The organism is Paenibacillus sp. RC67 (assembly GCF_030020805.1).
Classification (GTDB): Bacteria; Bacillota; Bacilli; order Paenibacillales; family NBRC-103111; genus Paenibacillus_S.
In genome coordinates this window covers 3,510,765-3,535,295 of record NZ_CP125098.1, presented here as the reverse complement: position 1 = coordinate 3,535,295, position 24,531 = coordinate 3,510,765, and the positions used below count along the sequence as shown (strand labels likewise).

Sequence of the window (24,531 nt, the reverse complement as noted above, 5' to 3'; positions counted from 1 at the left end):
CTCTCTTCTTAGAGTGTTTTACCCAAAGCGTCTAGCATAGCGTTTGTTCCATGCTCACGGACTTCTGGCGTATCGAGCCCATCAAAGAACGCACCTTGCTCGGTAAAGACCAGCTTCGTACCGCCTTCAGTTGGGATAAGCTCGACCGTTGTGATAGACACCGAGATACGTGTTTCGTTCGAATCCAAAGTATAGGTATACACAATTCGCTGGTCCGGAATAATCTCCTGGTAACAGGCATCGAAGGTAAAGACCGGTCCTTCAGGGGGACCGCCTTTGCTATATTCGCGCCCCCCAACCCTGAACTCGAATACATCAGGTTTTGAGAACCACTTAGCTTTGGCAGACGGGTCAGTCCATGCATTGTACACGCGCGTTGGCGAAGCGGCATAGGTACGTTCGACGACAAAAGTAGCATGTTTGATAAATCGTTCAGTCATGGTTTATCCTCCTTAGGTTTAGTAACTTTGTGTTCCTCTGCAAGAAATTCACCAAGCAAGTCCAGATGGTGCTCCCAGCTCTTCCGCCGCTCAACGACCAGCTTCTCATGTCCAGTTTTCATCGCTTGCAATAGGTTTGTGAAATCTTCCACGGTTAATGGCGCTTTCACCTGCATCAACTTGGATATATACTCAAGCTGCTCTAGGAGCACTTGCTGAAGTTTGATCTGCTCCTTAATCCGTGACATTTGTAAGGTGACGATCTCAAGCGGACTATATTGCTCACCAGCTAGAACGGATTTTATCTCCTCAAGCGATAAGCCCAATTCCTTAAGCGACAAAATCTGTTGAAGTCGTGACAGATCGGATTCATTATATAGCCTGTGTCCGGATTCCGTCTGGCCCGAGGGTGAGAACAAGCTGATCTGGTCGTAAAATCGCAAGGTTCGTACTGTTAGCCCCGTCAGCGTAGCAAGGTCCCCGACCTTCCAATATGATTTCATAATCAACTCCTTCTTTTGAGCTAGCTATTTACCGGTAACTTTACTATAAAACATGACGTAACGTTAGGTTCAAGTAAAAAATAAATCATTTATCATCACTTGTAACTAGTTATTCCCACAACAAGTGTATCAGCTTCCCCTATTAGCTTACTGTACTCTTAATTTATCAGGAAAGGGGTTCATTTTAAAGGATGACAAGGATTGCTTTTGCGAGCCGTCAATTTTCATTCTCGAGAGAGTGAAAAGCATATCCGCATATTGATGCGTTTCAGAACTCAACGCTTCATAAGTCAAATAATAAATTTGATCTCCAACGAAGTTAATATTTTGTACGACTTTATCTACGAGCTGGGTTGAGTGATTTCCTTCTAGATCGCTGCGATACAGTCTCGATTCTGAGGTAGACCATTTTCCCTCGACCCTTTTTTCATAATAAATATCATTCTCCTTAATAAAATAACTCCCGATAGGGCTTTCACCGATTGAATTCCTTTGGTCTCCGTTTAAATCCATTCGATGTAGACGTCCACTTACATCTTTATAATACAACCAGCCGTTCACGATTCGTATATCGTGGTACCAATCCGAATCAATTTGGGTTGCTTGATGGCTCTCCAGTTCTAATCGATACAGCCCTCCTGAGTTCAATGTATAATAGATCGCGTCGTCACCTAACGTAATTTCATACACGTCATCATCCTCTTGGCTGAGTTGTGTCCTTTCACTGCCATCCAGCTTCATTTTGTATATAGGACCTGCTCCCATTCCTCTGTCCCTGCTGTAATAAATACTATCGCCTCTAACAAAAAAAGCACGTGTGGAATGCTCGCTAAGCATTGTATTCGAAGTCCCATCGGGATGCATTCTATAGATTTCTCCGGCATCCGTCCTTTTACCTTCCTCCAGCACGTCTATCCGATAATAAATCCATCCGTCCACCGCACTGATATCGGTAACCGGGACGTCGGTTAGTTTGACATTGTCGGATTGATCAAGTGTCATACGATACAGCTTATTGTTGTCTCCAATATTGGCGTAATAGATCCATCCGTTATACTGTGTAACAATAGCATTGTTATGAATGTTTTGAGGATCATTCCCCGTTCCAGACTCAAATAATAGGGAGGCTTCTACAGCGTTTCCTAAATTTACGGTACGGCTAGGCTGATTCCAACTGACTTTCACTCCCAAGCCTTCTGAAATAAAACGGATTGGGACCATCAGACGCCCATTCTGCATTACGGGAGGAGCTTCCAATCGAACGTTTTGGCCGTTGATTTTAGCTATACTTTGGTTGGCGGTCAATTCTAATTCAGTTTCTGCCTTCTTAATGAGTACCGAGCCCGTCGATTCGTTCCATTTTACGTTCGCTCCTAATGTTTCGGAAACTACGCGGATTGGGACAAATGTGACTCCAACATCCGTTTGAATAAACGAGGGTGTATCTGCAAATACTTCAACACCGTTCACAGTGATAGAAATATTGGAATCCGTTGCAGCATTAGCTTGAGGAACTGCAATAGCGGACATCATACACACAGCTAAATAAGCACTTATTTTCTTTAATTTCATCTAAGATCTTCTCCTTTTGTTATCATGTTAATGTATCGACATCCGGGATGTATTTATTTATACTTATTGACCTAAGAACCCTAACTGGAAGCATCATTTACGTTGGATTCTACTGCCCTTTGGAGCATTTTCAACGCAAAAAAATACTCGTGTAAGACTTCCTACTACGAGTATTTCTCAACGATAAGCTATACGGAGAAAAAGCGGATAGCCCGGCTTATTAACGCTGGCAGCACGGATACGTGCCCTTCTCCCTCGAACTCTTTGTATTCAACACGTATTCCGCGGCTTGCCAAGGATGAGAGTCGCTCCCCCCATCTCCTGTGCGCTTTCGGTCATGCGCCTTGGGTGTCCCTGCTCCAACTGACCTGCAGCTAACAAGATGCTGAGTTGTCGAAGCTCCTGCTCCATACGGGTGAAGAATTGCTGCTCCTTCTCGAGAATCGCCCTTTTGTTCCAATGAATCGATGGGCTTCCAGCCACATACGTACTGAATGCCTGTGGCCTGGAAAAAAGAGCATGGAGCACGAAGAGTCCGCCCAACGAGTGGCCAAAAATTCCTTGCTTACTTGCATCAATGTGCAATTCACTTGAAATCAATGGTTTCAGTTCGTCTTCTATGAACGATAGAAATGCATCCGCTCCCCCTGCTCAGGCCATTCGATCCCATCAGGATGAACGGGGAGCTCGGAAGTAGGTACATCAACAGTAAAATCGTAAAACCGGTCGGAAGCGAAAGGAACGTCCGTTTGGTAACCAATACCGACAATAACCGCTGGAGAAACTCCCGTTTTCTCAGGGCGACGGCCTTGTACGCGAACAGCATCCACCACAGTTGCGAATACAGCGTTAGCATCCAATACATAAAATACGGGATAACCGGAGGCGGGTGGTTGTTCAGCAGGGATTGATACAAAAATCCGGTATGATCTGCCATTTCTTGAGCGCATGTCGCACTGTCTAGTACCCGTTATCCTAAACGGCTGCCATCCATCCTGAGCTTCCGCTAAGATCGTACTTTCTTGCTCAAGTGTCATTGTCTGTAAACCTCCTCTATGAATTCCCATCACAATTGAAAATCATTATCATTGGGAAATTATAAAGGAACCGCTTGAGAACAGCCATGGATTATTTCCAGAATCCTGTTATGACAATTTCCATACGCCCTTTCAGTACAACACGCACGTAACGGCTATGTTCGCCTACTCACGACGTCTAATCCGCAGAGCAGCCTCATCAGATCATCAACCATCCTGTCGCTCGCGTGAGCGGAATATTCTCTCCACGGGTCAGAAGAGATCGGGTACACTTGATTTTTCCGGACTGCCTTCAAATTCAACCATTGTGGTGACGCCTCCAGCGACTGCCAATAGCGGAGGGTTTCCTCCTCCTGGCACACATTGAGCAATATCCGGTCCGCATCCAGCTCATCCAGCCGTTCTACTGGAACCGTCAAATTGTAATGCTCCGGGTCAAATCCTAGTGGAGGCAGCAGCTGAAGATCGTGATACAGCACGTCGCGCATGCCGCGTACTGGGCAAATCCGGCATTGCTGCTTGTGGATGCTGACCGCTAGAATGGTTTCCGTACCTAGGGATCGATGCAGCATCTCTTTAATCTGAGATACTTTTAGATCATAGTCTGTAAGCCAACCATGAGCTTCCTGTTCTGCTCCCAGCTGCTGTGCTGTAAGCATGAGCTGCTCACGCCAGGTTTGATCCTTCCATGGAATCACGAACACCGGTGCAAGCTGTTCGAGTCTCTCTCTTTCATTCGGATGCAGGCTGTCATCCCGACTGATGATAATATCCGGTGCTGCTTGGACGAGCGCATGAATGTTCGCTTCCCAGTCCTGATTGGCACGATAGGCGCTGAGATGCAAAGTGATATCCGCTCTGTACATTTTATAATAATAAGCAGTCCATTTGGGATGGAGCGGGGCCGCATAAGGAATCACTTTAAGAGCTAGTAATTGTCCCAGTACGTGAGGTGAGTAGGCAACGATTCGCTTTCTGCGACTTTTCATATAGACGGTAGGCGAAACGCCAACCTCCTTTTTGAATTTTCGACTGAAATAGAATTCATCGTTGTAGCCTACTTGATGAGAGATATCTCGCAGGCGGACACCTGATTGGGCCATCAGCTGTTTGGCCTTATTGACTCTGACCTCCGTTAGGTAATCAATCGCGCTTCTTCCATAAGTCTTCTTAAATAAGTCCACATAATATTTGGGACTGATCTGAGCGATACTTGCCAACTGATCAATGGTTAGATTATCACTATAATGCTTTTCGATATAAGCCCGTGATTGTTCCAGCGCCGATCTTGAGTTTACCCAAGGCTCCTGTCGAATATTTTTTATAAGCTCATAGAGCAGCTCATGGAACGCGGACTGTCCTCGGAATCGCTCCAAGGCATGTGTATGCCGACAGCAGCTGTACATCAAGTCGCACAAAATAAACATTTGGGCATTGGGATATACCGGGACCTCCACTTTTAACGGCAGTCTCACTTCCTTTGTCCAGTCACCGATCATATCAAAAGATATCACGTACATTTCCAGTTCTCCCCCTGCCTCAGGGACGATCCCCACCGTCTGACCAGGACGGACGCTATGGACAGCCTCTTTCCTCAACCGATACTGTTCCAAATCTATAGTTAAACTGCCGGTACCTTGTTTGACAAATAGCAATACATGCGAATTCGTCAGCTGCTGCTCCATACCGCTGTTATATAACCATTCTACGCTGTGAAGCTTAAACCATAAATGATCCAAACTACCAGGTGTTTGCAACTCCAGATCCAATGGTGTAGTATGCATATTGCCCTCCTAAATAATGATAATGATTCTCATTATCGTAAATAAATTTACCATATAAGCACTTTTTCGGCAACCGAAATGCATTCTCGGACCTTGTATTTTCATTATTTATCGCATTCCGCATTTTTCCAACTGGAGATTGTCCATTATAAAATTCGGATATCGTACATGGTTCACTCTGAGACGATCCTCTATAATGAGCGATGAAAATCATTATCAATAGATGAAAAGGAGCAATACAACAAATGAAAAAATCCCCTATTCCCACTTTGTTGAGTATAATACTTGTTTGTGCTTTGACCGCCTGCGCAGCTAAAGAAGCGCCCTCGGGGACTAGATTTGCTGCAGATAAATCTGCAACTGGAACTACAGCTGGCGTAACAAAGCAGACTTCTCCAGCAAATTCCGAGCCCAGAACACTTACTTATTTGAACAAAACATACACAGTTAAAGCTCCGACAGACAAAATTGTCATTGCTGGCGCTATGGAATCCATGGAGGATGCACTTGTCCTTGGAGTTCAACCGATTGGAGCCATTACGACCGGCGGTAAATTTCCTGAGCTGTTCAAGCCGATTACAAGTTCCTCCCAATCAGTTGGTGAGAAAATGCAGCCTAATATGGAAGCCATTCTGAAGCTGAAGCCGGATGTGATTCTTGGTTCGACCAAATTCCCGGCTGAAGCATCGGAAAAGCTGGCTAAGCTGGGTCCGATGATACCCGTATCCCATATTGCCACGAATTGGGAAGATAATCTTAGGCTGATTGGAGAGCTTACCGGCAAGCAGGCACAGGCTGAGCAAATTTTAAAGAAATATAAAGAGGATGTTAGCTCCGCCAAAACTCAAATAGGTGAAAAGTGGAAAGGCAAAAAGATTGTTACTGTTAGGATCCGTACCGGTTCCCTTTTCATATATCCTGCCGATGTGTTCCTCAATCCAACGATATACGGTGAGTTGGGATTTGCAGTTCCGGAAGAAGTCAAGGCAGCCAAAGCACAGCAAAATATTTCGCTTGAACAGTTCAGCGCAATGAATCCCGATGCCGTATTCCTGCAATTCTCAGAGGATGAGAACATGGAGCAGTTGAACGCATTGAAGGACCTGCAAAAAAATCCAATTTGGTTAAGCACCAACGCAGCTAAAAATAATAAGATCTTCGTCAATGTAGTTGATCCCCTGGCGCAAGGCGGGGCTTCATGGAGTAAAATTAATTTCCTCAAAGCCGCTGTAGAAAAGCTGTCGAACTGAAAGGAGTCTAACCTATGATGCAACGGAATCGCTTCTCATTACTTTTGCTGGGCTTTGCCCCCGTTGCGTTCCTATTGCTTTTTGTTGTATCGATCCGTTATGGAGCAAAGCCGATTGACGCATCAACCGTATGGGACGCCTTTCTGCATTTCGATGCGGGGAATGCCGATCATCAGATCATTAGGCATTCCAGGCTTCCCCGCGCGATCGGCTCGCTTATGATAGGAGCATTTCTTGCCATTTCCGGAGCGTTGATGCAGGGGATGACACGCAATTACTTGGCTTCTCCCTCGATCATGGGTGTAACGGATGGTTCTGCCTTCGCCATCACCCTGGGAATGATTTTTGTTCATGGTGCTTCATCGTTGGAAATGATCTTGTTTTCCCTGATTGGATCTCTATTCGGTGTGCTACTCGTATTCGCAGCGGCAGCACTCTTGCCGGGAGGGCTATCTCCTGTACGAATGGCTATTCTCGGAACCATTATTGGAACGTTTTTAAGCAGCGTTTCAGCAGCATTTGCAGCTTATTTTCAAATATCACAAAACGTCAGCTTTTGGTACAGCTCCCGGCTCCATCAGCTCGAGCCATCTCTTATATGGCTAGCCTTGCCATTCGCTGTGATCGGGATCGCCATTGCCCTGCTTATTTCCCGGCAAATTACAATTCTTTCGCTAGGTGATGAGATATCACGCGGTCTTGGATTGAGGAACTGGTTGATCAAAGCGGCTGCGATGGGCGCTGTTGTATTACTCACAGGGATTTCCGTTGCACTTGCAGGTAAAATCGCTTTTGTCGGTCTGATCATCCCACACGTCGCCCGTTTCTTTGTCGGACTCGATTACCGAAGAATCATCCCCTGCGCTGGTTGCCTTGGCGGCTTGTTTCTTATGCTTTGCGATGTGCTTGCGCGGTTTCTAAACTATCCATTTGAAATGCCCATAAGTGTCGTTACCTCTTTATTTGGTGTACCAGTATTCCTTTATTTAATTCGGAGAAAAGGCGGTGGGAAGCATGCATGATCGTTCATCCAGATCTTTTAGATGGGTGCTGCTCACTGGCTTCATCATCCTTTTGCTCTCCATCTACTTTTATATGACGATTGGGGAATTCGACCTTTCCCTGCCCGATATTGTGCAGACCCTGCTGCGCATAGAACCACAACCCGATTCTGACCTGATCGTGTTTGAATTTCGTTTGCCCCGGCTCGTCATTGCTGCATTGGTCGGATTCGGCCTCGCCATTGCCGGAGCAACCGTACAAGGCGTAACCCGGAACGGTCTGGCAGATCCCGGAATCCTCGGTATCCATGCTGGAGCTGGTGCAGCTATTGTACTGTACATGTATGCATTCCAAGGTCATGTCATTCGTACAGGGTGGACTGCCATCATGACCATGCCACTCTTCGGCCTGGTTGGAGGTATGGCCGCTGCCGCATTGCTCTTCGTGTTTGCATGGCATAACGGAAGACTCGATGCACAACGACTAATCCTAACGGGCATTGCATTAGGGTCGGGCTTCGGTGCAATAAGTCTATTTCTTTCATTGCGCATGAACGCCAAGGATTTTGAGATGGCTACAGTATGGCTTACAGGGAGCATTTGGAACGCCAATTGGATCTATATCGTTTCTATGCTGCCGTGGTTCATTCTGCTCGTACCGCTCCTCATGCTAAGGCCAAGGATATTGGACTTATTCCAGCTTGATGAGAACCTGGTTCGCAGTCTCGGTCTTAGATACGGACGTGAGCTAGCCATTCTGCTGCTGTGCAGCATCGGGCTGGTCAGCGCTTGCGTGTCCGTATCAGGGAGTATCAGCTTCGTCGGCCTGCTGGCTCCGCATATCGCCAGACGTCTTGTAGGTGCTCAACATCGGTATATGATGCCTATCTGCGGTTTAATCGGTACATTGCTTGTCATTATTTCAGACCTCATCGCCAAAAGCTTATTTGCTCCGGCTGAGCTGCCTGTTGGTATCGTGATTTCAATAGTAGGGGTTCCCTACTTCCTGTTTTTGTTATACAAGTCGAAGTCGGTTAAATCTTGACAAGACTTTCCTCCAGCGGCAAAGGCTGTAACAGTCTAGATGCCGCTGGAACATGATTATCATAAAGCAAAATTTTTTTGTTTACTTATTGAGAATGTTTTTCATTATCTAGGAGGATTTCATACGTGAACCGATTACTTTCACTTGTACTTAGCATAATCATGACTTTAATACTGCTGACCCCTGCTACAGGTTGGGCCGATACGGCTCCTGCCACAGACACAGCAAAACAGTTTGAAGCATTAAGACAGAAAGGCATTCTGAACGGTGTCGAAGATGGCTCTGCTGGATTATCCCGCTTAATGACCCGGGCTGAACTTAGTACTGTCCTCGTTCGCTTGCTCAAGTTGACTCCCCGGAACGGAACTCCCTCCTATGAGGATACAGGATCACACTGGGCACATGAGCAAGGCTACATAGAAGCCGTAACGGACTCCAAACTCATGGAAGGCCTTGGAGACCGCCATTTTGACCCGAACGGGACAGTCACATTGGAGCAATTGGCAGCCACTTTAGTACGTGCGCTCAACTTACCGTCGAGCTCTGATACTCAATTAACCGCTAAAGCCTCTGATTGGGCGACCGGCCTTGTAGCAGCTGCCCGCAAAGCCAAGCTGCTTGGCGAGTACTCCGATTACACCCAAGCAGCCACGCGTGACATCCTGACGATGGCATTGACAGCAGCCGACGAGCGTCTGACACAAGCAGCTGTATTAAACGGTCCTCTTGCCATAGCGGAGTTCAAAGCAGTTGGTGCACGGAAACTTCATGTGGCATTGAATCAACCCGTTGAAACGGACAAGATTACTTTTGAGATAAAGCAAGGAGATACTCTCCTGGAAGGTCAAACCATTTTTGACAAAAATCGCACTGTAGCTGATATTGTGTTCCTTACACCGCTGAAGCAAGGCGAGTACACGGTCACTTTAAAAGGGGCTGGCACGGAAGCTGCAATGCTCACAGCTACCACCGTAGTAGAAAAAGAACGGCTGGAGTGTATCGAGTTTGCTACTCCCTCCAATATCCTACCGAAAAGCAGCCAGGCTTACATAGAATTCAATGCAATAAATCAATACGGCGAGCAAGGGACTTGGAATGCAGCACAATTTGATATTCAAACCGGTCGAATCCCTTTTACCAATGCTAATGGAAAGCAAGCTATCAAGCTGAATGTGGGGGACTTGGAAAAAGACACGGCTGTTTCCATTTCCATTCGTCATTCCGAAACCGGAACATTTGTGCAAAAAATGTTTACAGTAGGCGATCTCCCCCTTGTGTCCAAGCTCGAGATCGGTGATATGATGTTCCCAGGAACGAGCAAGAAACTGATCGCTGGAAATTCTGCTTACCTGAAGGTAAAAGCGCTTGATCAGTACGGGTATCCGGTTATTGCCATCGATGCGACGGGCCTGAACGACCGACATTACGGCTTAAATACTTCCAGCGGAGTAAACGTGACCGTGAAGGACAGCGCCGTCATAATGATTGAGGATCAGCCATGGTATGATTATGATAATGATGATTTCCCTGAGCTAAAGCTTACTGGTGGTACAGATGCTGATCAAGTAAGGGAATCGGAGATCACGCTCTATGCTCTTGGATCTGGTCAATCGGTAACCAAATCCATTCCTTTAACGGTAATAAAAGCTCCCTACTCCTTGCAGTTCGGTGAGTTCAACAAAACGGTTGCTGTCGGCGATAAGAACGTCGTACTGCCTTTGATCGTTAAAGACGATCAGGGAAGCATTCTTACTTCAAACGAAGTAGCCGAAGGTATTAATCAGCTTAACGTCAGCAATACATTAAGTAGTACCGCAGAAATTAGGCTCGAAGCACAAGGCCAAAACAGCGGCCTACTCGTGATTACCGGCTTAAAAGAGCGCAGCGGTTCTGTTACTGTAGAGATTCAAGGTACAGATAAGAAGGCCACAATGCCCCTCTCTATACAAAAAGAACGCTATCCGGCCAAGCTAATGATTAAGACCAATTTGCCTCCTTACTTTATTAAAGATGCGGAGAACGACTACGTTATTCTAATTAAGGACCAGTACGGGGACCTTATTCGTGACGCCAGTAATGAATATATTTCCGTTCTAGCGGATGCTTCAGATGCGACAAAGGTTCGAACGAATGCTGAGTACAAAATCCACGCGCAATTTAAAAATATTGGAGAAGTCAGCGGTAACGGTGCCTTTTACCCGACCTTGGGCCCGATTAAAAATGTCAAAGACCAGCTTCAGAGGGAAAGCAGCGCTTCTTCCGATAAAAGAGAGGAAATAACGGTAGACGAGACGTTCAACCAACCATCAGCAGGCAATCTGAATGGCTTCAGCATCGGTACTCTCTACAATGCCAAAATGACGTTCAAGGGTGACATCAGCAAAATGGGTACTTACCAAATCACCTTGTCGCTCGTGAAAGTAACGAATCAAAATGAGATAACTCATGTGGAGGAGCTCGATAAGCTTACCAAAAATGTAGAGGTCATTGATGGAACCGACTCTGGCATTACTTATCAGGTGGTGCTGGATACAGCCGTTAACAATACGCTTTATGCAGCTGTGGACGCCTATGGGGAGGGCATCATCGAAGATACCACGGTTTCAGCAAGCGCCTATGGATTGGTTAAGGATCGTATCAAGCTGGCTAAGGAGGTTATACTCTCCGGGAAAAAAACAGGACAGGATGTTAAAGTTCCTCTCTCCTGGCTGCACAGTCCGACAGGGATAATCGCATCCTCCAATCCGTCCGTAGCTAGCGCTGTATATACAAATACGGGTACGGCTGCTGCACCCGTATACAAATATTTCGTGATTGGGGACAAAGAAGGTTCAGCGACCTTAACGTTCATTTACCAAACCTCCAGAAGTGCTGGAACCTCCAAGATTGAAATGAAAACGACAAGTCAAAGGCCAGAAATCGTGAGAACAACCGGTGGCAAACCCTATGCCCAAATAGAATACAGCAAAATTTCTGGCAAAAAAATGTGGGACTATTCGTTGATGGGCGAGGTTTCTTTAGCCGATCAGTATGGAGGCGCCTATAAGAATGATATTATGGCTGCCCACGCAAAGGTCCTAGGTATCACCTTCTATATCACGGACATCGTTCATAAAACCTCCTCTGGGGACGATACGATAACGGTTGATCCCTCCACCGGCGCATTAACCTACACCGGTGACGGAGATATCGCAAGCTTTACCTTGGTCATTCAAGCCCCCAATGGTAAAAAGGTGCAAACGATAGTGAGTCTAAAATAATCATAGCTCACAAAAAAAAGACTGCTCAATGGCAGTCTTTTTTTAATCGTGCTGTGGAGGGTTTTACCCCACCACCCCGAACAGCTTAGCGTACTAGGCAGGGACGCTTCGGATCGAACGTCCAGCCTGGGATCAAATATTGCATCGCCAAGGCATCGTCTCGTGCTCCAAGACTCATCTGGTTATACAGCTTATGGGCCTGTTCAATTTGCTCCATATCCGTCTCTATTCCGAGCCCCGGTTTATTGGGCACTTGGACCTTCCCGCCAATGATTCGAAACGGCTCCTTCGTCAATTGCTGGCCGTCCTGCCAAATCCAATGTGTATCAATCGCCGTAATTTCTCCCGGTGCAGCTGCGGCCACATGCGTGAACATGGCAAGGGAGATATCGAAATGATTGTTCGAGTGCGAGCCCCAGGTGAGGCCCCATTCGCTGCACATTTGCGCAACACGTACTGAACCCTGCATCGTCCAGAAATGCGGATCAGCGAGTGGAATATCGACAGAGCGAAGCTGCACAGCATGCCCCATCTCGCGCCAGTCGCAGGCGATCATATTCGTTGCTGTCGGCAGTCCGGTCGCTCGACGGAATTCGGAGAGCACTTCACGACCGCTATATCCTTTCTCCGCTCCACATGGATCCTCTGCGTAAGCGAGGATGTCCCGTTTGCCACGGCATAGACGAATCGCTTCATCGAGCGACCACGCGCCGTTCGGGTCGAGTGTAATCCGCGCCTGCGGGAACCGTCTTGCCAGAAGCTCAACGGCCTCCATCTCTTCCTCACCGGGTAGCACGCCGCCCTTCAGCTTAAAGTCATTGAAGCCGTAGCGTGCATGTGCCGCCTCAGCCAGTCGGACCACAGCCTCTGCGTCCATCGCTTCTTCATGGCGCAGCCGGAACCAATCGTCCTTAGCATCAGGATCACTATCATAGGCCAGATCCGTCTTATGGCGATCCCCGATGTAGAACAAATAGCCGAGCATCTCCACTTCCTCTCGCTGCTGTCCGTCCCCAAGTAATGCGGCAACCGGAACGCCGAGGAACTGGCCGAGCAGATCGAGCAGAGCTGCCTCCAGTGCTGTTACTGCATGAATGGTAATTCGCAGATCAAAGGTTTGCAGCCCTCTACCGCCGATATCCCGATCGGCAAACTGCTGCCTGACTTGCCTCAAGATATTGTTGTAGCCCCCGATGGAGTGCCCGACTACAAGCGGTTTAGCCTCCTCCAACGTCTGGCGAATTCTCTCACCACCAGGCACCTCACCCACGCCCGTATGGCCTGCACTATCTTTGAGAATCACCACATTGCGAGTAAAAAATGGGCTGTGAGCCCCGCTCAAATTAAGCAGCATGCTGTCCCGACCAGCTACTGGAATAACGAGCATTTCGGTAATAGTCGGTGATGAATTAGAATTCGAGTTTGATGATTCAAGCTTCATAACCTTGGCCTCCTCGTCATGATTTGACGAACACGGTTTTGATGGATGTGAAAAACTCTATCGCCGCGCGGCCTTGCTCGCGGGAATGGGAGCTCGACTGCTTCATGCCTCCGAACGGAGCTTGAAGCTCCACTCCTGCGCTTTCTGAATTAATGCGCACAAGGCCTGCATCCATTTCTTGAATAAACTTGAGCATAGCCCCAATATTGGTCGTGAAGATGGATGCGCTTAACCCAAATTCCGTGTCATTAGCCAGCTGCAGAGCTTGTTCTATCGATTCAGCCTTTATTAGCGCCAGTACCGGCCCGAATATTTCCTCCCGAGCAATGGCCATGTCCGCAGTCACATTCTCGAATACCGTCGGCTCAACAAAATAACCATCTGGATAATCGCTCCTCTGAGGATGGTTTCCTCCACACAGAAGACGAGCTCCTTCTTCGATTCCTTTGCTGATATACGCAAGTACCGTATTTTGCTGCCGTTCACTGGCACAAGGCCCCATCCATACGTCCTCCTGCATACCGTCGCCAACCTTAATCTGCGCGATTCGGTCCAAGAGGAGCTGCTTGAATGGTTCATATATGTCCTTATGAACAATGACACGACTCGTTGCCGTACACTTTTGTCCTGTAGAGCGCAGTCCACCGCTGATTGTCGCTTCCACCGCCAAGTTCAGATCGGCGTCCGCCGCTATGACGACGGGGTTTTTCCCGCCCATCTCCAGCTGATATTTGGCACCGCGTGCAAATGCTGCCAGGCCGATCGATTTGCCGACCGCATTGGAGCCAGTGAAAGAAAGAGCCTGAATACCCGGATGCTCAGCGATCCCCTTGCCTATAACGCTGCCCGAGCCGGTTACCATGTTGACGACGCCGGGAGGCAGCCCTGCCTCTTCGAAGCATTCCATCAGCTTGGCGCAGGTCACGCCTGTCTCTGATGCAGGCTTAATAACCACCGTATTACCGTACACGATAGCGGGTGCCATTTTCCATAATGGAATCGCCACAGGGAAATTCCACGGCGTGATGATGCCTACGACGCCAAGTGGCACACGAGTCGTGAACATCAACGCCTCACTGTCTGTGGAGGGGATAACATCTCCTCCAGAACGCATCCCTTCACCCGCATAATAGCGCAGAATAGCAACACCGCGAGCCGTCTCCCCCTTCGCTTCCGCGAACGTTTTGCCCATCTCCTTCGTCATCGCGGTAGCGACCTCTTCCAGCCTTTTCTCTAGTACGGCTGCGGCCTTGTATAGAAAGTCGCCTCTTACGCTTCCAGCTAATCTCTTCCATTTAACTTGAGCGTCAGCAGCCGCCTTCACAGCCTCATCTAAATCTGGAAGTACCGAATCTTGTATATAGCCTACCACTTCATTTCTGTTCGCTGGATTGATACTGGCTTCTATTTCACCGGTCCGTGAAGGAATCCATTTCCCATTGATATAATTCATGTACGTCTTTAAACTGTCATTTTTAACCGTCATGCTGGAGTGTTCGCCTCCTTTTGTGAAGAGCCCGTCTTAGGGAATCGTTCGAATGCTTCCTTAATAATGCGCTCAAGTTTACGGTAATGCTCTTCTTCTACAGATATAATCGGCGGACGCACATCGGTCCCTACCGGGTGACCGACAATTTGCATACCTGCTTTGATCAAGGCTACCGCATAGCCTTTTCGTTGTCGGCGAATCGCATTGATTGGCAAAATAACATGTTGATACAGCTCATTCAGCAGCTCCTGATCGCCGCTTAATAGTGCATCGTAAAACAAACGCGAAATGTGTGGAATATAATTTGATATGGCTGATGAGTATCCTTGGAAACCCAAGTTCACATAGGCTGGCATCGTTACCTCGGCCATTGGCATTCCGTTAAGCCAAGTGAGTCGACTGCCAATGGTTTGTGTCAGCTCGATATTCAGATCCATATTACCTAAGCCATCTTTTAATCCAACCAGTTGAGGATGCTCCAACAGTCGCTCCAACGTATTTAGCGTAAGTACGCAGTTATCACGTTGATATACAATCGCATTCAAATCTGCACTTCCAATAATTGCATTCAGATACTGGTACAGTCCTTCCTGCTCTGGTTCAATCAAATAGGGAGGAAGAATCAAATAACCGTCCGCCCCTAGCTCCTCTGAAAGCTTGGCAAGCTCTAGCGCATGAGTGATGTTTCCGCCTACTCCGGTATAGACCGGAATCTTCCCTTGAACAACCGACAGTGCTGTTTCAACCATTACTCGGTAATCTTGATGAGATAGCGCATGAAATTCTCCGGAGCCACAAGCAACAAATATAGCTGACAGTCCCTCTTGAAGGAGAAACTCCACATTGCGTTCAAACGCTTTCACTTCCAGCCTACCCTGTTGATCCATCGGCGCTACCGGAAATCCCAGTATGCCAGTAGGCGCAGTTCTTGTACCGTTTATTGTTGTCATCCTCTTATCCGCCCTTCTTACCAAATGATAATAGTCTCCATCAGCATCGCAGTGTAAGCGTCTTCTATAAATATGGCATAAAATGCCCTACCAACGCTAAGCGTTTTGTGAAGAATCCGCCACTCCACTTACTGACTTCTGACTCTTCATCATAAGTATAGGGGCAACATTTCAGGCTGTCTTTCCAAAATCACGCCTTATTTTTGCACTTTTCATGCTATAATGTTGCCGTTAAGAGAAAAGTCTACAAAAACAATTCCCTACACAGCAGGTAGGTCCTCTTACTCAAAAGAGTTATACTAAGGGGTTCCTTCAATCAGATTCAAAGGAGAGAAACTTGTGGTCCCAAGCATAGCAGCATGCCAAAAAAGCAGCTTATATCTAAATGAGCATGTAACAAGTCTTCAAGGACCTCCGGCTTCCTTCTACATACATTATTGGGGAGCCAAGCCGAGGCATCTCGGCAATATACCACATGCCCATTCATTTTTTGAAATATGTTATGTAGCCGACGGTGCAGGAAACTATATTTATAACGGTATCACGTATCCCCTCCGCCAAGGTACGCTTTACTGCTCTAAACCTAACAGCTCCCACCATATCGAGAGCGAGTCCGGCATGCTCCTGTTATTCGTCGCCTTTGACGTGATTCAAGAAGCTTCTGATCCCGATGTCGTACATATGTTCGACCGACTGAATCGGTTTCATCATCTCTTTATTGCCGATGCAGAACAATCTGCCGCTGTGCTTGCTTGGAAGGCGCTTATTACTTATTGTTCGGGGGAGACGATCGATTATCCTCTCGCTACAGAGAAGCTTGCTCATTCATTGCTGCTGACATCTCTTTCGATGTTTTCACGATACGGTGGTTCCGTTACGGCGGAGCATGGGACAGAACCCCTATACTCTGGGGCGTTAAAAGAAGCAAAGGACTACATCATGAGCAATCTAGCACATAAATTGACGCTCAAGGAGTTAGCCCAGGAGATCCATTTGTCGGAAAGACAGCTCTCCCGTCTGCTATCTGAACAGCTTGGGCTGACGTTTCCTTCCTGGATTCGCAATGAACGCATTAAGCGTGCCGCCTATCTTCTCGTCTATACCGACATCAATATCGAGGACATATCGACCGAAGTGGGCTTCGAAACAGTGCATTATTTCAGTAAAGTGTTCGCTGACTTGATGAACATCACACCAGCGAAATTCCGTAAGGCCGTGCGCAGCAACGAGTTGGACTTCTCACTGCTGCACCGTTATTTGCAGGCTGCCGTCAATAGGAGCTTGTCTTGATTAAATGATTACCGACTAATGACAAACCCAGCAATTTTGAATTTAAATGTCTAAATTACTTCTCGAAGAGTGCTTATGCTAACCACCTGTCCTGCATCTAGTAAAAAAAATCAGCCAGCCAACTTGTGTAGTTTTTCAAACAACACAAGTTGCTGGCCGATTTTTCAAATACCACTACACCGTCCAATGGATCAGCGCTACATCATGAATCATTCCATTTTTACGTTGAGTTGGAAATCTTTCGTATTGATGAGGAATATTCAACTCATGCAAAATGTCGGATAGCACATCGGCACGTTCCTTCTCCACTGATAATTCGTTCTCTGTAACACGAAGTGGTCCCGCGAAAGGTCTCCCGATGGACTGAACAAGAAATACGTGACGGCGAGCAGTTTCATGCATCTTCATCAAGCTTGATTTCATGTCTCTGATACGATAAAACGCATTGGCACCAAATACAATGTCAGCCTCCAGCTTGGGGGCTTCTTCCCATTTGGTTATAATCGCTGTAGGAAGTGGTGTGCCTGCATTTGCCCAATTGCCACATAGCTCTTTATACATGGCAGCCGAGGGTTCAATGAGAGTGATCTCTGCTGCATGAGGAGCAAGCAATTGTGTGAAGCCTCCTGTTCCCGGCCCAATTTCGAGCAGACGATCATCCGGTTTCAGATGCACATAAATTTGGTTCATTAACGGCTGCGTATACGGAGCTAAAGGATTTCGATCATCATAAGCAGGGGCGTTTTCCACCCAGTATTTTTTCTTCCTCGCTGTCACTCCCCACTCGGAGGTCTCCTGAAGCCGCTTGTTCCCAAGCCTGAATCCAGAATTCAGACGGTAACTTCGAGGATGGGTTATTTTCACGATTCATTACCTTTTCTCCTTTCAAAGTATGATGCTCATTTAGCAGATGTATAGGCCATAAATGCCTTCGTTAACTGTTGAGTATACGGGTGCTCCGGTTGTTCCATAATGGATTCGCTATTTCCAAGCTCCACGATACTCCCCTGGTGCATAACAGCCATCCGGCTGCATGTGTGACGTACAAGATCCAAATCATGAGAGATAAACAAGTATGCCATTTGGAATTGCTTCTGAATGTTCTGCAACAATTCAACGACTTGTGCCTGAACAGAAACATCGAGCATAGATGTTGGCTCATCCAGAACCAGGAGCTTGGGCTCCAATGTTAAGGCTCTGGCAATAACCACCCGTTGAACCTGTCCACCGCTGACCTGATGAGGAAATCTATACAGAAGATCACGAGAAAGTCCCACCAGCTCCAGCAGATCCAAGACTTTAGCTGTTCCTTCTTCTCTATTCATCAGTTGGTGCAAAGTAATCGGTTCAAGCAGACTATTGAGAATGGTTTGGCGTGGATTTAACGCAGAATCGGGATGCTGAAATAAGATCTGCATTTCCTTGCGAAGTGGTCTCATTTGCTTCATGCTGTAGTCTGATATATCGACCCCATTAAAAACAATGGTTCCCCCTGGATCCGCCGGAATAAGCTTAAGAATTAATCGAGACAGTGTGGATTTCCCACAGCCGCTCTCTCCTATTAATCCCAATGTCTCTCCTTGGGCAATATCAAATGATATGTTCTGAACCGCTCGGAAACTACGCTTATTCAGCCAGCCGTTGTAAAAGGTTTTGTTCAGGTTGGCGACTCGGATCATATAGAAAACACCTCGCTTTGCTTCCCTCAGCTGCTTCTAAGTCATCACTGTCGCCTTGATTCGTTGTACCGGTTAGCGAGTACAGTTCAGGCTTAGTCAAGCTGCATTCGATCTGTCTGTGCTTGCATCTAGAATAGAACGAGCAGCCTGTGCTCTGTTCCGATAAGCTGCTAGCTGCACCTGGGATAGGTACCATCCCCCGGCCAGGAATGGAACCAAGCAGTCCTTGGGTGTACGGATGCTTCGGCTTCTGAAAAAGCTCAGTGGTGCTACCTTGCTCTACGATCTGACCGGCATACATCACGCCTATCGTGTCACATAAAGATTCCGCTACATGCAGATCATGAGTAATAACCAGCATTCCCGCTCCTGTGTGACGAGCAACGCTGCGCATCATTTCCACGGCTTGGTACCTTACCATTGCGTCTAAACCCTTGGTCGGTTCGTCCGCTATGACCAGGGATGGATTGCCGCACATTCCAATGGCGGCAAGAACTCGCTGCTTCATCCCTCCGCTAAGTTGAAAAGGATAACTTCTCAACTTTTGCTCAGGTTCTGGCATATTCAAGTTAGTTAAAAGCTCTACGGCCTGCTCTTTAAGCTGTTTTCGTCTTTTATCGGTTCGGTGTCTTGCTATGGCTTCTTTAAGCTGATAGCCGATAGTCAGCACGGGGTTCAAGGATGTTGCCGGATTTTGCGGGATAAGAGCAATCTCGCTGCCTCTCCATTTACGTAGGCTTTTTTGATCCAGCTGTAATAGATCTACTCCTTTAAACATTATAGAGCCCGTTACCTGAGCGGTATCTGGCAGAAGACCGGGAATAGTCAGGCCAAGAACGGATTTGCCGCTGCCGGTTTCACCGATCAAGCCAAAAATTTTTCCCTGATGCAGATCAAGGGAAACACCGTTCACCGCATGAACAATCCCTTCTTTAGTATGAAAGGAAGCTTGCACATTTTGAATTTGAAGAAGCGGCACCATAGCCTATCCACTCCCTATTCATTTTAAAGTAACGATTTTTCCTGAGCGGATTTCGTGTCCAGCTTATCTCTAAGGTTGTCTCCAATCCAATTGATGCATAAAGAGACGACTGCGATACAAAGCCCGGGTGCTAGCATGAGATGAGCATAGCTTCGGAAATAAGGTCTTGCATCATTCACCATAACTCCCCAATCTGCTGCAGGCGGCTGTAGACCCAGACCTAGAAAGCTGAGCGATGCAATAGATAAGATTACCCGGCCTATACGTATTGTAAATAAAACGAGTAATGGCCCTATCATGTTAGGAACGATGTGACGAACGATAATATAGGTATCCCCTGCTCCTAAGGCTCGGATGCCCTCAACATAAGACTCCTCCCGAATCTTCATCACTTCCCCACGGACAACACGAGAAAAATCAGGCCAGGAAGTTACGATAAGGGCAATAAACAAGCTTTTCGTACCTGGGCCGAGTGTCCCGGCAATAGCAAGCATGAAGGCTAGTCCCGGCAAGCCTTGAAAAATGCTGACGATGCCTTGGATGATATCATCCACCCAGCCTCCCCAATATCCCCCTAGAGTACCGACGATTAGCCCCATCAGCATAGTAACGAAAGTAACCGCTACAGCAAGGACAATGGAAACCCTTCCGCCATAAATAAGGCGGCTGAACACATCTCTTCCTAACGTATCGGTACCCAAGATATGGTTGGATGAAAGAGGAGCTAACCGTTCTGACATGTTGATCTGATTGGGATCATAAGGTGCAATCCAGGGCGCAAGGAAGCTGCCCAGTAATACAATAATAAGTACAAGGAAGGCTAAGCCTGTAACCCCCTTTAACATCATCACACTGCTGGGAGGTATCTTAGAGGTAAACTTTAGCTTCATTGAAGCTTCCCTCCCAATCTCATCTGCGGATGTATCACAAGATAAGACAGATCGACCAACAAATTAAAGGCCACATAGACGAATCCCGTAAATACGACGTATCCCTGGATTACGGGGTAATCTCTGCGAAAAATACCGTCCATAGCAAATCTTCCAATACCCGGTATAGCAAAAATAACTTCCACAATAACGGATCCTCCCAAAATTGCACCAAAATAGGAACCTATTACGGTAATGAGAGGGATCATAGCATTGCGTAAGGCGTGTATGACTAATATGTAAATATCACGCAAGCCCTTAGCTTTAGCCGTAACCATATAGGCCTGGTTCCACACTTCAAGCAGAGCCGCTCTTGTTAAGCGCATAAGAACCGCACTCGTTCCTGCTGCCAGCACCATGGCCGGCATTATGAGATGCTTTAACGTTCCATAGCCGCTTGTCGGCAGCCAATGGAGCTTTTCAGAGAATACTGTAATCAGTACAATGGCCAGCCAAAAGCCGGGAATCGAGACCAAGGATAACGCTAATATTCGTGCGGCATGATCAAACGGCGTGTTTTTTTTCAGTGCCATGAGCATCCCTAAGGGGATTCCTGTTCCCACAGCAATGATTAAAGCCAATCCCGAAACACTTAACGTCACAGGCAGCCGGCGCAGCAATTCTCCGCTAACAGATTCCTTTGTCATGTAGGAGGTTCCTAGATCGCCGTGGCTGGCTTTCCACAACCAATGCATATATTGGACTGCCAATGGATCATTCAACCCTAGCTCTTCCCGTTTGGCGGCAACCTCTTGCTCCGTCGGGTCCTTGACTCCGTTCAAGCTAAGGGCCTCGACCGCAGGATCACCGGGCGAAGCCACACTCAAGGCAAAGGCAATAAAAGAAATTCCTATAATAACGGGAATCGCTGCAGCTAACCGTCTGAAGAAATACAACATCCTACTGAGCCCATTTAAGCTGAGGAAGTGTAGTTCCGTAGATCGTTGCTTTATAGCCTGTAATTTTTTTGTTGTAAGCAATCAAGCTTGCATCGTTAAACAAAGGAATGGTTGGTAAATCGGATGCGGCTATCGTCTGAAGCTCGTTATAGATGTTTTTGCGCTCATCCATGCTCAAAGTGGTTTTGACTTGATTGAGCAATTGATCTACCCTGTCGTTCTTATATCCGAGGCTATAGCTCTTGTTGCTGGAGCCTGAGCTGGACAGGTAGTTGGTGAAGATCGTATAAGGGTCACCGTTTGGCAGACCTTGAGTGGCCAATGCCAAGTCATAGTCCCCTTTGGACTGCGCTTCTTTAAAGGCAGCTGCATCCAAAATTCGAATAGTAACATCCAATTGCATTTCTTTAAGCACCGACTGGAACAGCTCCGCTTGGGCTTTATAAGGATAGCGATCCAAGCCGTAGGTCGGTACGATCAAATCGACTGCTTTTCTTTGATTGCCTAGCACTTCGGCAGCCAATTTCTTGGCTACATCCACCCGGTACTCAGCCTTGATTTCTTTGTAAAAAGGGGATGTGTTGTTGAGAATGTTGACGGTAGCCGTCGGGTATCCCAAGTAAAGCTCCTTCACCAATTGCTGACGGTCTATGATTAAGCTTAGTGCTTGCCGCATCTTAGGATTATCGAACGGTGCTTTTTTACCATTAGGATGTATGTAATGAGAAATGGTTGATTTGGTCGCAGAAATCTCGAATTGCGGATCCTTCAAAAGCTCTTTGGCTAGGGTTGGCGGTATTGCCCCCAGATCCATTACCCCCATAATTTCGCCCGATTTTAATGCGGCAAGTCTTGTATCCGGATCCGGAATGACGCGAACACGAATTTTTTTGCTTGCAGCCTTCTCTCCGTAATAACCATCGAAAGCTTCCAGAAGCGCATATTGATCTTTCTGATGCTCGATCAGCTTGAAGGGACCTGTGCCTTGAGGAAGACCGCTAAAATCCCCTTTTTCATTAAAGTTCTTAGGACTGTAAATCGGACTCGAGAAATTAACCATCGAATACAGAAGAGTTGGCTGCGGGTTCTCGAATACGAGTTTGAAGGACATCTCGTCGATTTTGACAACATCTTTTAAGCCCGGGTAGGAGCTTTTGATATCCAATGTATAGAACGGTGAGCTCTTGGGACTTACCTGCTTGTAGCGATTAAAGTTTGCAATCACTGCATCAGCATTTAATTTCTCACCATCATGGAATTTAACATTCTCCAGAAGCTGAAAGGTCCATTCTTTACCGTCTTCCGACATCTTCCAAGACTTCGCCAGCTTAGGAGCAGGTTGTCCGTCTTCCGATGCAGTAATTAAAGGCTCCCAGACATAAAGAATTGTACTTGTGTAATAGGCATCCTGGGGACCAGGAGCGAGATCACGAGGTGCGGCCAGAACAACTTCTTCCGGATGAGTACTATTGGAGGAAGCAGACTGATTAGCTTGAGGCTTCCCAGCCGAGCTGCATCCAACCAGAGCAAGCAGCATACAAAGAGAGAATAATACAAGCTGAAGCTTTACTTTTGTTCGTGAAAATGTTTGATACATGACCTTAATTCCTACTTTCTACCTAAAATAAAAAACAAAAAAGACATCTTTACCTGAACTTGAAGGAAGGTAAAGATGCCTTGAGGTTATTGAGTAACAAGAACCGGCCGTCTTTAACACTTCCCTATCCTCCGTAGGTAAAAATCAGTGTGTCAGAACAGGCAGGTCTCCTGGCTCTGGATTCATCGTCGTCAGCAGCCTTCCCGATCTAATATAGACCAGTGGCATCCATGCTGAGACTCCTCCATTACAGTGGCGGGACCGCGTCGGTATTGCACCGAACTTCCCTATTAAGCTATAGCAGTTTGCTAGAGCACCTTGTTCCCTCAAGTTATTCAATTGTGATGAACCATGACTGATCATATACTAATATTCCGTTTTGGGCAAGCATTAAGCATCGCCGAATCGGAAATCATCGTCCGTAAGTGTCTCCACATGAATGGTACGAATATAACCATTTCCTTTCTTGGAGAAGAAATCATGCTGCTTCGTACGCGTACTTATTCCATTCAAGACGATAGGATTAATGTCCTCCTCTGGAAATAGGGGTTCGAGTCCCAGATTCATCATTGCCTTGTTCGCATTATAGCGCAAGAATGCTTTCACTTCGTCAGTCAGACCTACACATGTATAAAGCTCCTCGGTATAAAGCTCTTCATTGCTATGTAAGTAGTGAAGAAGACCTTGAAGGGTCTCAGATGCATTTTGCTGCTCGTCTTGATCCATTTGCGCATAAAGCTCTTGAGCCAGCATTCCAACGTATAAGCCGTGGATGCTTTCATCGCGCAAAATCAAATTAATGATTTCACCGCTGCTCGTCATTTTACCCTGTCCAGCCAAGTAGAGCGGGTAGAAAAAACCGCTGTAAAACAGATAGCTTTCCAACAACACGGAAGCGGCCATTGCTAAATATAAATCCTTGCGTGATTGAATGCCATTATAATATTGAGATATCGTCTCCGCTTTGATCTGCAGGAAACGGTTGCTTTCGATCCAGCGAAAAATGTCGTCAATCTCCTCTGTCGACGCCAGTGTAGTGAAAATACTGCTGTAAGATTTAGCATGGATTTGCTCCATCATCCCCATAAATCCTAGGACTGCTTTGCGTTGAAGTCCTTCTACTAATTCAAGAATTTTGGGCATACCCACGCCGCCTTGCACGGTATCCAGCAAGGTTAATCCTCCAAGAACCTTCATGTAAAGGTCGCGCTCATTCTCATTCAACGTCAGCCAAGACATTTTGTCATCCGATAACGGAATCTCCTCATCTGTCCAAAACTGCATAATATTTTGCTTCCAGAACGTATCTGTAAAGTCATCGTCCGGTCGGTTCCAATTCACGGCTTTCCAAACACTCATTGCTGCATATCTCCTTCCCTGCTT

General features: G+C 46.9%; 19 protein-coding genes, 1 pseudogene and 1 riboswitch. Of the genes and pseudogenes, 5 read left to right on the top strand and 15 right to left on the bottom strand.

All coding sequences use genetic code 11. The features are described 5' to 3' along the window. Positions 1-8: 8 nt before the first annotated feature. The 5 genes and pseudogenes from QMA13_RS16165 to QMA13_RS16145 form a co-directional block, all read right to left on the bottom strand. Positions 9-440, bottom strand: coding sequence for an SRPBCC family protein (locus QMA13_RS16165; protein WP_282942596.1), 432 nt, complete (start codon positions 438-440; stop codon positions 9-11). Further along, positions 437-943 carry a MerR family transcriptional regulator gene (locus QMA13_RS16160; protein WP_282942595.1) on the bottom strand — a complete coding sequence of 169 codons (507 nt, stop codon included), beginning with the start codon at positions 941-943 and terminating at the stop codon, positions 437-439. Before QMA13_RS16160 ends, QMA13_RS16165 begins: the two co-directional genes overlap by 4 nt. A 147-nt stretch (positions 944-1,090) precedes the next feature. Then, positions 1,091-2,515, bottom strand: a complete 1,425-nt coding sequence (locus tag QMA13_RS16155; RefSeq protein WP_282942594.1) for a DUF5050 domain-containing protein — start codon at positions 2,513-2,515, stop codon at positions 1,091-1,093. Positions 2,516-2,703: 188 nt separating this feature from the next. Then, positions 2,704-3,552 (bottom strand): annotated as a pseudogene (locus QMA13_RS16150) (alpha/beta hydrolase). 155 nt (positions 3,553-3,707) lie between these two features. After that, the gene (locus QMA13_RS16145; RefSeq protein WP_282942593.1) at positions 3,708-5,336 is read right to left on the bottom strand and encodes an AraC family transcriptional regulator; all 1,629 of its coding nucleotides are present in this window, start codon (positions 5,334-5,336) and stop codon (positions 3,708-3,710) included. Positions 5,337-5,581: 245 nt separating this feature from the next. Between QMA13_RS16145 and QMA13_RS16140 the strand changes: the two genes are divergently transcribed. The 4 genes from QMA13_RS16140 to QMA13_RS16125 all read left to right on the top strand — a co-directional run bounded on the left by QMA13_RS16140 (position 5,582) and on the right by QMA13_RS16125 (position 11,892). Beyond that, complete coding sequence (locus tag QMA13_RS16140; protein WP_282942592.1) at positions 5,582-6,586, top strand: ABC transporter substrate-binding protein; 1,005 nt, start codon at positions 5,582-5,584, stop codon at positions 6,584-6,586. 14 nt (positions 6,587-6,600) lie between these two features. Continuing rightward, a complete protein-coding gene (locus QMA13_RS16135) occupies positions 6,601-7,608 on the top strand; it encodes a FecCD family ABC transporter permease (protein WP_481858181.1) in 1,008 nt (335 codons plus the stop codon). Next, positions 7,601-8,632, top strand: a complete 1,032-nt coding sequence (locus tag QMA13_RS16130) for a FecCD family ABC transporter permease (RefSeq protein WP_282942591.1) — start codon at positions 7,601-7,603, stop codon at positions 8,630-8,632. Before QMA13_RS16135 ends, QMA13_RS16130 begins: the two co-directional genes overlap by 8 nt. A gap of 125 nt (positions 8,633-8,757) precedes the next feature. Beyond that, the gene (locus tag QMA13_RS16125; protein WP_282942590.1) at positions 8,758-11,892 is read left to right on the top strand and encodes an S-layer homology domain-containing protein; all 3,135 of its coding nucleotides are present in this window, start codon (positions 8,758-8,760) and stop codon (positions 11,890-11,892) included. 85 nt (positions 11,893-11,977) lie between these two features. On the opposite strand, the gene gudD is transcribed toward QMA13_RS16125, so the two are convergent. Genes gudD through kdgD form a run of 3 tightly spaced genes read right to left on the bottom strand, consistent with a single transcriptional unit; the run spans position 11,978 to position 15,763 of the window. Next, positions 11,978-13,333 carry a glucarate dehydratase gene (gudD, locus tag QMA13_RS16120; RefSeq protein WP_282942589.1) on the bottom strand — a complete coding sequence of 452 codons (1,356 nt, stop codon included), beginning with the start codon at positions 13,331-13,333 and terminating at the stop codon, positions 11,978-11,980. 16 nt (positions 13,334-13,349) lie between these two features. Further along, positions 13,350-14,819, bottom strand: coding sequence for an alpha-ketoglutaric semialdehyde dehydrogenase GucD (gene gucD / locus QMA13_RS16115; RefSeq protein ID WP_282942588.1), 1,470 nt, complete (start codon positions 14,817-14,819; stop codon positions 13,350-13,352). Continuing rightward, the gene (gene kdgD, locus QMA13_RS16110; protein WP_282943418.1) at positions 14,816-15,763 is read right to left on the bottom strand and encodes a 5-dehydro-4-deoxyglucarate dehydratase; all 948 of its coding nucleotides are present in this window, start codon (positions 15,761-15,763) and stop codon (positions 14,816-14,818) included. Before kdgD ends, gucD begins: the two co-directional genes overlap by 4 nt. 348 nt (positions 15,764-16,111) lie before the next feature. On the opposite strand from kdgD, the gene QMA13_RS16105 reads away from it, so the two are divergent. Continuing rightward, positions 16,112-17,062 (top strand): AraC family transcriptional regulator, encoded by a 951-nt coding sequence (locus tag QMA13_RS16105; RefSeq protein WP_282942587.1) that lies wholly within the window; start codon positions 16,112-16,114, stop codon positions 17,060-17,062. 174 nt (positions 17,063-17,236) lie between these two features. On the opposite strand, the gene QMA13_RS16100 is transcribed toward QMA13_RS16105, so the two are convergent. The 7 genes from QMA13_RS16100 to nrdF form a co-directional block, all read right to left on the bottom strand. Next, positions 17,237-17,926: a class I SAM-dependent methyltransferase gene (locus QMA13_RS16100; protein ID WP_282942586.1), complete on the bottom strand. Its 690-nt coding sequence runs from the start codon at positions 17,924-17,926 to the stop codon at positions 17,237-17,239. 35 nt (positions 17,927-17,961) lie between these two features. Then, on the bottom strand, positions 17,962-18,741 hold the full coding sequence (locus tag QMA13_RS16095; protein WP_282942585.1) for an ABC transporter ATP-binding protein: 780 nt from the start codon (positions 18,739-18,741) through the stop codon (positions 17,962-17,964). Beyond that, positions 18,689-19,723: an ABC transporter ATP-binding protein gene (locus QMA13_RS16090; protein ID WP_282942584.1), complete on the bottom strand. Its 1,035-nt coding sequence runs from the start codon at positions 19,721-19,723 to the stop codon at positions 18,689-18,691. Before QMA13_RS16090 ends, QMA13_RS16095 begins: the two co-directional genes overlap by 53 nt. A gap of 23 nt (positions 19,724-19,746) precedes the next feature. Next, positions 19,747-20,613: an ABC transporter permease gene (locus QMA13_RS16085; protein WP_282942583.1), complete on the bottom strand. Its 867-nt coding sequence runs from the start codon at positions 20,611-20,613 to the stop codon at positions 19,747-19,749. Next, the gene (gene nikB, locus QMA13_RS16080) at positions 20,610-21,551 is read right to left on the bottom strand and encodes a nickel ABC transporter permease (protein WP_282942582.1); all 942 of its coding nucleotides are present in this window, start codon (positions 21,549-21,551) and stop codon (positions 20,610-20,612) included. Before nikB ends, QMA13_RS16085 begins: the two co-directional genes overlap by 4 nt. A 1-nt stretch (position 21,552) precedes the next feature. Beyond that, positions 21,553-23,148: an ABC transporter substrate-binding protein gene (locus QMA13_RS16075; RefSeq protein WP_282942581.1), complete on the bottom strand. Its 1,596-nt coding sequence runs from the start codon at positions 23,146-23,148 to the stop codon at positions 21,553-21,555. A gap of 143 nt (positions 23,149-23,291) precedes the next feature. After that, a riboswitch (cobalamin riboswitch) is annotated at positions 23,292-23,485 on the bottom strand. A gap of 53 nt (positions 23,486-23,538) precedes the next feature. Beyond that, the gene (gene nrdF / locus QMA13_RS16070; protein ID WP_282942580.1) at positions 23,539-24,507 is read right to left on the bottom strand and encodes a class 1b ribonucleoside-diphosphate reductase subunit beta; all 969 of its coding nucleotides are present in this window, start codon (positions 24,505-24,507) and stop codon (positions 23,539-23,541) included. Between the last annotated feature and the right edge of the window lie 24 nt (positions 24,508-24,531).